Genomic DNA, 3,594 nt, shown 5'->3' with positions numbered 1-3,594 from the left:
AAAACCGTCCCCGTTATCGGTCAGGGCACCTGGCACATGGGGGAGGATCGCCATCAGTTCGAGGCGGAAGTCGAGGCGCTGCAACTGGGCATCGACCTGGGCCTGACGCTGATCGATACCGCCGAGATGTACGCTGAGGGCGGCGCTGAATCGGTCGTCGGCGAGGCGATTGCCGGGCGTCGCGACGAAGTGGTGCTGGTGAGCAAGGTCTACCCGCACAATGCCAGCCGGGCAGGCATTCCGGCAGCGTGCGAGCGCAGCCTCAAGCGCATGAAGACTGATCACATCGATCTGTACTTGCTGCACTGGGCCGGCCAATACCCCCTTGAAGAAACCGTCGATGCCTTCGAGCGCCTGCGCGAAGCGGGCAAGATCGGCCGTTGGGGCGTGTCAAATTTCGATGTGTCTGACCTGCTTGAACTGGACGCCCTTGGCCTGGGCGGCGGGTGTGCCACCAATCAAGTGCTGTACAACCCGGAAGAGCGCGGCATCGAATACGACCTGCTGCCCTGGATGCAGACCGCCAGGATGCCGCTGATGGCGTACTGCCCGATCGGCCAGGCCGGCAATCTGCTGATGAACCCTGCGATCCTCGAGGTCGCCGAACGCCACGATGCCACGCCGGCACAAATCAGCCTGGCGTGGGTGCTGCGTCAGGACGGCGTCATCGCCATTCCCAAGGCCGTCAATCCGCACCATCTGGAATTGAACGCCGCCGCAGTAAACATCGAGCTGTCGATTGAGGATGAGCTGCTGATTGATTCCTCATGGCCGGCGCCGCTGCGCAAGTCGCGGCTGTCAATGGTCTGAACAAGCCTTCGACCTGACTCTAGCCGTCACAAAACTGTCAAAAGCCCTTGCGATGATGCCGCCTTCGATCTCGTGCCCTGATGGGCACTCCCCGTCTGCGAGCCTTCATGAATCAACGCATCGCGCACCATCAGGATTCCGATCTGTTCGGCTTGCTGTACGGGTTCCGCTTCCGTCCCGGCGAGCCTGGCCGAGAGCTGGACTCGACGGCCGCGCTGGAATGCCTGCGTCAGCCAGGCGCGCCGGATGAATTTATCTGGCTGCACTTGAACTTGACCCACGCCAGCTGCGAACGCTGGTTGAAAACGCACCTGGACCTGCCTGACGAATTTCTCGAAGCGCTGCACGAAGGCTCACGCTCTACCCGCATCGAACACGTAGACTCGGCCCTGCTCGCGGTGGTCAACGACGTGGTCTTCGACTTCAATCGCGTCTCCACCGACATCGCCACCTTGTGGGTCTGCGTGCGCAGCCACCTGATGATCTCCGCGCGCCATCAGCCTTTGCGTTCGGTGGACCGGTTGCGTTCTTCGGTCAAGCGGGGCGAAACCTTTCGCTCGCCGCTGGAGTTACTGGCGCACCTGCTGCGTGATCAGAGCGAGGTACTGGCCCAGTTCATGCGCAAAACCAGCACCAGCGTCGATAAGATCGAAGACCAACTGCTCTCTCAACGCCTGAGCAATAACCGCACGGAACTGGGCGCCATGCGTCGGGTGCTGGTGCGATTGCAACGCCTGCTGGCCCTGGAGCCCGGTTCGCTGATGCGACTGCTGCACCGACCGCCGCACTGGCTGCTGGAGGACGACTTGCAGGAGCTGCGGCAATCCACCGAAGAGTCGGCACTGGTCATCAGCGACCTCACCGCCCTCGGCGAACGGATCAAACTCTTGCAGGAAGAGATTGCCGCCAACCTCAATGAACAGAGCAGCCGCACGCTGTTCACCCTGACGGTGGTGACCGTGCTCGCGTTGCCGATCAACATCGTCGCGGGGTTCTTCGGCATGAACGTGGGCGGCATACCGCTGGCGACCGATCCCCATGGCTTCTGGGTATTGGTAGCGCTGGTGGCGACGTTTACCTTTATTGCCGGGCGGTGGGCGTTCCGCAAACGTCGGGATTATTGAGCGGTTGATCGCCATGCGGGTGGCACCTTCGCGAGCAAGTCCGCGCAAATCGTGACCTGTGTCGCATCTCTGTCATATTTTGTAATGATCATGGACGCCATCCCTCCCCTACAGGACTGTGCCCCATGGCAACCCCTACACTGGCTCAAGGCGCTCGGCAACCGGCACTTGGGCTGAGTTCTCAATTCGGGCGCAAGCCTGGCGTGCTGACGATGGTGATCTTCTTTGTCGTGCTGGTCCTGGGCCTGTTCTACACCGGCTACAGCCTTAAGCAGGACATGGATGATCTGGGTACCGTCGTGCTGACCTGGACACCTTTCATTCTGCTGGGCGTCGCACTGGTCATCGCGCTGGGCTTTGAATTCGTCAACGGCTTCCACGACACCGCCAACGCCGTCGCGACGGTCATCTACACCCACTCCCTGCCGCCGAACTTTGCCGTGATCTGGTCGGGAACGTTCAATTTTCTGGGTGTGCTGTTTTCCAGCGGCGCTGTGGCGTTCGGCATCATTGCCCTGCTGCCGGTCGAGCTGATCCTGCAAGTCGGCTCCTCGGCGGGCTACGCGATGATCTTCGCCCTGCTGATCGCGGCGATCCTGTGGAACCTCGGCACGTGGTGGCTGGGCCTGCCAGCGTCGTCTTCCCACACGCTGATCGGCTCGATCATTGGCGTCGGCATCGCCAACGCGTTGATGCACGGCCGTGACGGCACCAGTGGTGTGGACTGGTCCCAGGCCACCAAGGTCGGTTATTCACTGCTGCTCTCGCCGCTGGTCGGCTTCACCTGCGCCGCCCTGTTGCTGCTGGCGCTGCGCATGTTCGTGAAGAACCGGGCGCTGTACAAAGCGCCGGAAGGCAACACGCCGCCGCCGATCTGGATCCGCGGTCTGTTGATCCTGACCTGCACCGGCGTGTCGTTCGCCCACGGTTCAAACGATGGCCAGAAAGGCATGGGCCTGATCATGCTGATTCTGGTGGGTACGCTGCCGATGGCCTACGCGCTGAACCGCGCCATGCCGGCCGACCAGTCGGTGCAGTTCGCGGCGGTCGCGCAGGTCACTCAACAAGCCCTGACCAAAGCGGCGCCGCTGCCCGCGCCGGCCGACTCACGCCAAACCCTGTCCATCTACATCCGTGACAAACAGGCGACCCCCGACTTGATCCCGGCGCTGGCCGTGATGGCCGGCAAAATCGGCGATCAGGTCGCCAGTTATGGGTCGCTGGCCAAAGTGCCGGCAGAAGCCACCGCCAACGTGCGCAACGACATGTACCTGACGTCCGAAGCCATTCGGGTGATGGACAAGAACAAAGTGGGCAACTTCGACGCGGACACTCAGGCCAAAGTCGATCAGTTCAAGCAGCAGATCGACTCCGCGACGCGCTTCATTCCGTTGTGGGTGAAGGTCGCGGTTGCCATCGCGCTGGGCCTGGGCACCATGGTCGGCTGGAAACGCATCGTGATCACCGTCGGTGAAAAGATCGGCAAAACCCATCTGACGTACGCCCAGGGGGCGTCGGCGGAAGTCGTCGCGATGCTGACCATTGGCGCGGCGGACATGTACGGATTGCCGGTGTCGACCACCCACGTATTGTCTTCGGGGGTGGCCGGCAGCATGGTCGCCAACGGCTCCGGGCTGCAAATGCGCACCTTGCGCAATCT

At 62.1% G+C, this 3,594-nt stretch carries 3 protein-coding genes; all 3 read left to right on the top strand.

Annotated features, from left to right (window positions below):
- Positions 1 to 810: aldo/keto reductase (locus VF672_RS04560; protein WP_331101924.1), on the top strand; the 810-nt coding region annotated here is incomplete at its 5' end.
- A 107-nt stretch (positions 811 to 917) separates the two neighbouring features.
- A complete protein-coding gene (locus VF672_RS04555) occupies positions 918 to 1,934 on the top strand; it encodes a transporter (RefSeq protein WP_331101922.1) in 1,017 nt (338 codons plus the stop codon).
- Positions 1,935 to 2,059: 125 nt separating this feature from the next.
- On the top strand, positions 2,060 to 3,594 hold a 1,535-nt coding region (locus VF672_RS04550; protein WP_331101920.1), incomplete at its 3' end, for an inorganic phosphate transporter.

This window comes from Pseudomonas sp., assembly GCF_036387035.1.
Lineage (GTDB): Bacteria > Pseudomonadota > Gammaproteobacteria > Pseudomonadales > Pseudomonadaceae > Aquipseudomonas.
This window is presented reverse-complemented; position numbering and strand designations above follow the sequence as displayed.

Excerpts from the sequence above, each read along its gene's own strand:
- VF672_RS04555 (WP_331101922.1), top strand. The coding sequence starts at position 918 with ATGAATCAACGCATCGCGCACCATCAGGATTCCGATCTGTTCGGCTTG.